Annotated in this window: 1 pseudogene; it reads left to right on the top strand. The window is 56.8% G+C overall.

The window, feature by feature from the left end:
• Positions 1–119: pseudogene (locus L1069_RS23925) on the top strand (IS481 family transposase); the annotation flags it as partial.
• Positions 120–498 lie beyond the last annotated feature (379 nt).

Here is a 498-nt window from a genome sequence, read left to right as displayed (position 1 = left end):
AGTGGCAGAAGCCCAAGCGCTGCCCTATCGGCTTTTTTCATATAAATATTGCCGAGGTGCAGACTGCGGAGGGCAAACTGTATCTCTTCGCCGGTATTGACCGGACCAGCAAGTTTGCAGTCATTGGCGGGGGAAATTACGGCGAAAAAGGTGCTTTGTACTATGGGATTGAAGCCATGCATCAATTCGGGAAGTTCCAAGGGCAGGACATCCGGGCCTGGGGCGTGCGGTCACAGAACAGCTATAGACTTTCTGAGACACTTTTGAACCCGACGTTCCACCTGATCGTGAATGCGACAAGCGGAGACTCCGACCCAAATGACGGTAAGCTGGCTCTGCCGAAGGCATGTATGAAGCCAAGGAGGCGCTGCGGGCACTGGTGGCGCGGATCGTGCTGCCGCCTGCGGCGGAGGGCGCTGGCCTGGATCTGCCCCTGGAGGGGTGAGCAGCCCCACTTGAGTGGTCCAGTTTGAAAGTTAGTGCATGGTTGGCCTTTGG

Source organism: Leisingera sp. MMG026, assembly GCF_021654205.1.
In the GTDB taxonomy this organism is placed as follows: Bacteria; Pseudomonadota; Alphaproteobacteria; order Rhodobacterales; family Rhodobacteraceae; genus Leisingera.
This window is presented reverse-complemented; position numbering and strand designations above follow the sequence as displayed.